The organism is Pseudomonas sp. 2VD (genome assembly GCF_005503585.1).
GTDB lineage: Bacteria > Pseudomonadota > Gammaproteobacteria > Pseudomonadales > Pseudomonadaceae > Pseudomonas > Pseudomonas aeruginosa.
On record NZ_SCND01000399.1, the window covers coordinates 1 to 5,219 of the forward strand.

The following is a 5,219-nucleotide window of genomic DNA, read 5'->3' on the forward strand; positions in this document are numbered from 1 at the left end:
GGGCCAGACCACCCTGGCGGCGGGCGACAGCTTCTACATTCGCCGTGGCGTCGGCACCGATGGCAACCTGCGCTCCACCACCCGCGGCAATGAAGTGGCCACCTCCCTGGCCGCTGACAGCGCCGCCGGCCGGGTGGTCAACCAGGGGCTGATCCAGGCCGCCACCGGCGACATCACCCTGACCGGGCGCCAGGTCCGCCAGGAGGGCGTCGCCCTGTCCAGTAGCTCAACCGACGTGCGCGGCACCATCCACCTGCTCAACTCGGCCAGCGACGCCAGGGGCAGCGTGGTCCTGGGCGAGGGCAGCACCACCGCGGTGCTGGTCGACGCCAGCGGCGCCGGCGCCCTCGACAGCCAGCGCGATGCCGCCCAGCAGGCGCTGGATGGCACCACGCCGACCAACAACGTGATCGGTCGTTTCGACAACCTCAGCCGGGTCGCCGATCGCAGCGAGCAGTCGCGGGTCGAGATCATCAGCGGCGGTAGCGTGGATTTCCAGGGCGGCTCGCTGACCCTGGCCAGCGGCGGCCAGGTGGCGGTCAGCGCGGCGGGCCGGAGCCTGCTGCGCGACGGCGCGCAGGTGGACGTCGCCGGCGCCGTCGGGGTGAAGGTGGCGATGGAAAGCAACAACATCCAGATCAATGTCCAGGGCAACGAGCAGCGCGACGCGCCGGTCAACCGCGACGGCGGCGGACTGGCCAGCAATGATGTCTGGGTCGATGCCCGCGAACTGGTCCTGGTTCCGGCCGGCACCAACGGCTACGCCACCGATCGCTGGTATACCGCCGGCGGCCTGCTGGAACTGGGTGGCTACCTTGGCACGCGCAACCATTCGGCCGGCGAGTGGATGGCCCAGGGCGGCACCCTGACCTTCACCGGCGGCGAACTGGTGAGCCAGCCCGGCTCGACGGTCAACCTCTCCGGCGGGACCCTCGATGTGCAGGGCGGCCTGATCCGGCAGACCTGGCTCAAGGGCAGCGACGGACGTCTCTACGAAATCTCCCGCGCCCCCGGCGACCTGCTCTACGAGGGCATCTACCGCGGCTATGAGGACAGCAGCCCGCGCTGGGGGCAGACGCGCTATTTCTACAATCCGCTGATCGCCCCGCAAAGCCGTTACGAGAGCGGCTACATGGTCGGCCGCGATGCTGGCCGCCTGGTGGTCGGCACCGCTTCGGCGGTGCTCGAGGGCGACCTGCTCGGCAAGGTATTCCAGGGCGAGCGCCAGGTGCGCGCGCCGCAGCCGGGGGCGGATGGCTACCAGCAGGCGCAGAACGCAGTGGCGCGCGGCGCCGAGCTGATCGTGGGCAGCTATACCCCGCGCTACGAAAGTGCCAGCGGCAACGTGCTGTACAACCTTGCGCCGACCCTGCAGCAGGTGCGCCTGGCCGATGGCGGCGAGCCGCTGGCGGCGAACCTGGACCTGGATACCGCGCTGGCCGAGGAACAGCGGGGCGTCCTCCTGCTCGACAGCGAACGGCTGTCGGGTTTCGAGTTGGGGGCGCTGCGCGTGGCCGCCCGTGAGCGGATCGCGGTGGACAATGCCCTGCAGGTCGGCGATGGCGGCGAGATCGTCCTGTACGCGCCCGAGGTCGAGGTGAACGCCGACCTCACGGCGCGCGCCGGCAGTTTGCGCCTGGGCAACGTGCTGGAGCAGGTGGAGGTGGCCCGTGGCGAGCGGATCGATACCTATCTCACCCCCGCCGCCGGCCAACGTGCCGCCCTGACCCTGGGCGATGGCGTGACGCTGGATGCGCGTGGCCTCTGGAGCAACCAGATGCAGGGCGGCGTGGATGCCGACCGAGCTTATCTCGACGGCGGGCGGATTTCCCTGCGTAGCAGCGGCGACCTGTCGCTGGGCGATGGCAGCCGGATCGACGTGTCGTCCGGGGCCGCGCTGCTCGCCGATGGCAAACAGGTGGGCGGCAAGGGCGGCGACCTGACGCTGTCGGCCAACACCGGCTCGGCGGCAGGTGACGGCCGCCTGCAACTGGGCGGTGAACTGGCCGGCCATGGCGTCGCCGGCGCCGGCACCCTGAGCGTCCAGGCGCCGCGGGTGAGCATTGGCGCGGCGGCGCAGGACGGCACCCTGGCGTTGGCCGCCGGGTTCTTCGACAAGGGCTTCGCCAGTTATCAGGTGATCGGCGAGCAGGGACTGGAAGTGGCGGAAGGCGCACAGGTGAAGGTGCTGCGTCCGCTGTACCGTTTCCGCGACGACGCCATCAGCGTCGCCAGCGGCGCCGACCCGCTGCTCGCGCTGGAGCCTTGGCTGACGCCGCTATACGAGGAGCGGCCGGCCGACGGCGAACTGCGCCAGCGTCCCGGCGCCAGCCTGTTCCTGCAGGCCGGCAGCCGCCAGAGTGGTGCCGGGCAGGTGGCCGACAGCGTCCTCGACATCGGTCATGGCAGCCTGCTGGAGGTCGATCCCGGCCAGCGCATCGAGCTGCGCAGCGTCGGCCAGTTGAACGTCGATGGTCGCCTGAACGCCTGGGGCGGCTCGATCGAACTGGGCAGCGTGGCGTTGCCCGATCCGGTGCGCGATCAGGTCGAGAGCGTCGGCCACCAGCGCGCCATCCGCGTTGGCGAGGAGGGTGTGCTCGATGTCGCCGCACGCGCTGCGACCGCGCTGGACTTCCAGGGGCGGCGCTACGGCCAGGTGGTCGATGGTGGCAGCATCGTCATCGGCGGCACGGTCGAACATGCCAGCGGCAAGGCCGATGCCGCCGAACTGTTCATCGACCTGCGCCCGGGAAGCCTGCTGGATGCCTCCGGCACCCAGGCGCTTCTGGACGTGCCCGGAGTCGGCCAGACCCGGGTCAGCAGCGCCGGCGGCAGTATCTCCCTGGCGTCGGCCAATGGCTTGTACCTGGATGGCGACCTGCGCGCCTTCGCCGGCGGGGAAGGTGCCGCCGCCGGCAGCCTGACGCTGGCGCTGGCCACGCCGAACTACCTGACCAGCCTGGCGACCGACCAGGTGCTGCGCCCGCGCGAGCTGATCGTCGGCCAGCAGCGCGAAGCCGCCGGGGAAGGGCGAGACTATGCCTATGGCCATGGCCGCCTGGCGGCGAGCCAGGTACAGGATGGCGGGTTCGGTGACCTGACCCTGTTCAGCGACGGCCTGCTGAGTTTCGCCGGCGATCTGGAGCTGTCCCTGGCGCAACGTTTGCGCCTCTACAGCGGGGCATTGGGGCTTGGCGAAGGCGCCGCCGGCGATAGCCGGGTCAGGTTGTCGGCACCGTCCCTGCTGTTGGCGGGAGCATTCGTCAACGAAGCGGCGGAGAACAACGAAACCCAGCCGCTGTCGACCGGCCTGTTCGAGGTTTCCAGGCAACCTAGCGAGGCGCTCTTCGAAGCCAGCGCGCAGGTGCTGGATATCCGCGACAGCCTGGTCTTCGGCTCGCGTGGCAGTTTCCGCGACGCCAGTGGCGGGACGCAGACGATTGACCGGCGTGGCTTCGACCGGGTCGAGCTGTCCAGCACGGGCGACATGCGTTTGCTGGCGGGGAACGCGACGCCCGTAGAGCGCATCAACACCCAGGTGCTCAGTGGCGGCGATCTGCTCATCCGCGCTGCGCAGCTCTATCCGGGCACCGGGGCGGGCGCGCGGATTCTCGCCGGCTACGGCTACCAGGCCGATGGCGCCGCTGTGGCGTTCGACCCGGCGCGCAGCTTGCGTATCGAGCGCAGCGACGCGACGACGCCAGAGCAGCCTCTGGCGGTCTTCGGTCGCTTGTCGCTGGGGGCGGCGAGCGTCGTTCAGGGCGGCGTCGTGCGCGCTCCGTTGGGCTATCTGGAAATCGGCCAGAACGCCGACAAGGTCGAGTTGTTGTCTGGCAGCCTGACCTCGGTCAGCGGCGCCGGCCTGACCTTGCCCTACGGCGGCACGGTAGACGGCCAGGTCTGGCGCTATGCCGGGGAGGAAATCGCCCTGACCGGCGTCGGCGGTAGCTTCAACGAGAGGGGGATAATGGATACCGGGGTCGACCTGGGTGGCCGCTCCGTACGGGTGGCGTCCGGAGCGACGCTGGATCTTTCCGGCGGCGGCGAACTGCTCGGCGCCGGTTTCGTTTCCGGCCGCGGTGGCTCCACCGATGCGCGCTACAACCCGCTGGTGCGTTTCGACGAGGAGGGCCGCTTCGACCTGCCGGGATTGGCCGACAATCCGATCTACGCCATTGTGCCCGGGGTTCAGCGCATCGCGCCGGTGGCCGCCGAAGGCGGCGCCGTCGACCCGCTGGTCGGCCAGCAGATCAGCATCGGTAGCGGCGTGCCCGGCCTGTCGGCGGGAACCTACACCCTGTTGCCGTCGACCTACGCCCTGCTGCCCGGCGCGTACCGGGTCGAACTCAACGGCCAGGCCGGGCTGGGACGGGCAGCGCCCACCCAGCTCATGCGCAGCGGCTCCTGGTCGCTGGCCGGGCAGTTGTCCCTCGTCGGCACCGGGGTGCGCGACGAACTGTTCCGCCAGGTGCTGCTGACCCCGGCGGATGTGCTGCGGCGCCATTCGCAGTACAACGAAACGAGTTACAGCGACTTCGCCATGGCCGATGCTGCTCGCCGTGGCATCCCGCGGCCGATGCTGCCGGTGGATGCGCGCAGCCTGCGCCTTGACCTGCTCGCCGGTGGCGGTGCCGATGCGCTGGCGTTCGACGGCACCGGGCTGTTCCAGGCCGCCAGAGGCGGCTATGGCGGTAGTCTGGTGGTATTGGGCAACAACCAGCGGATCGAGATCGTCGGCGCCGGCGCGCAGGCCAGCGAGGGGTTCCAGGGCGTGACGCTGCGGGCCGACGATCTCAACGCCTTCGGTGCGGCGCGCATGGTGATCGGCTCGACGCCAGCAGTGCTCTACGGGCAAGGCGGCAATTACGTCACCTTCGACATCACCGATGGCGCGCAAAGCATCGTCCTGCGCAATGGCGCCGAACTGGCCGCACCCGAGGTGTTCCTCCTGGCGAATCGGCCGGGGGAGGCGATCAGCCTTGAACAAGGTGCCGCCATTGTCACCCTAGGGCGGGGGGCTGCTGCCTACGATGCACGGGATGGCTTCCTGTATGCGTCGGGAGGGCGTTCCATGCTCGCCCTGTCGAACGGCGTGCTGAACGTCTTGCCACCGGAAGCCGGAACGCCGGACAGTGGTCCCGGCGACATCCTGCTTGGCGTTCCCGCTGCCGATGGTGTGGCCGGCGAAACCCGGCTGTATTCCGAGGGCAGTCTGGTCG

Annotated in this window: 1 pseudogene; it reads left to right on the top strand. The window is 70.1% G+C overall.

Annotation, left to right across the window (positions count from 1 at the left end):
• A pseudogene (locus FFS27_RS28175) lies at positions 1-5,219 on the top strand (hemagglutinin); the annotation flags it as partial.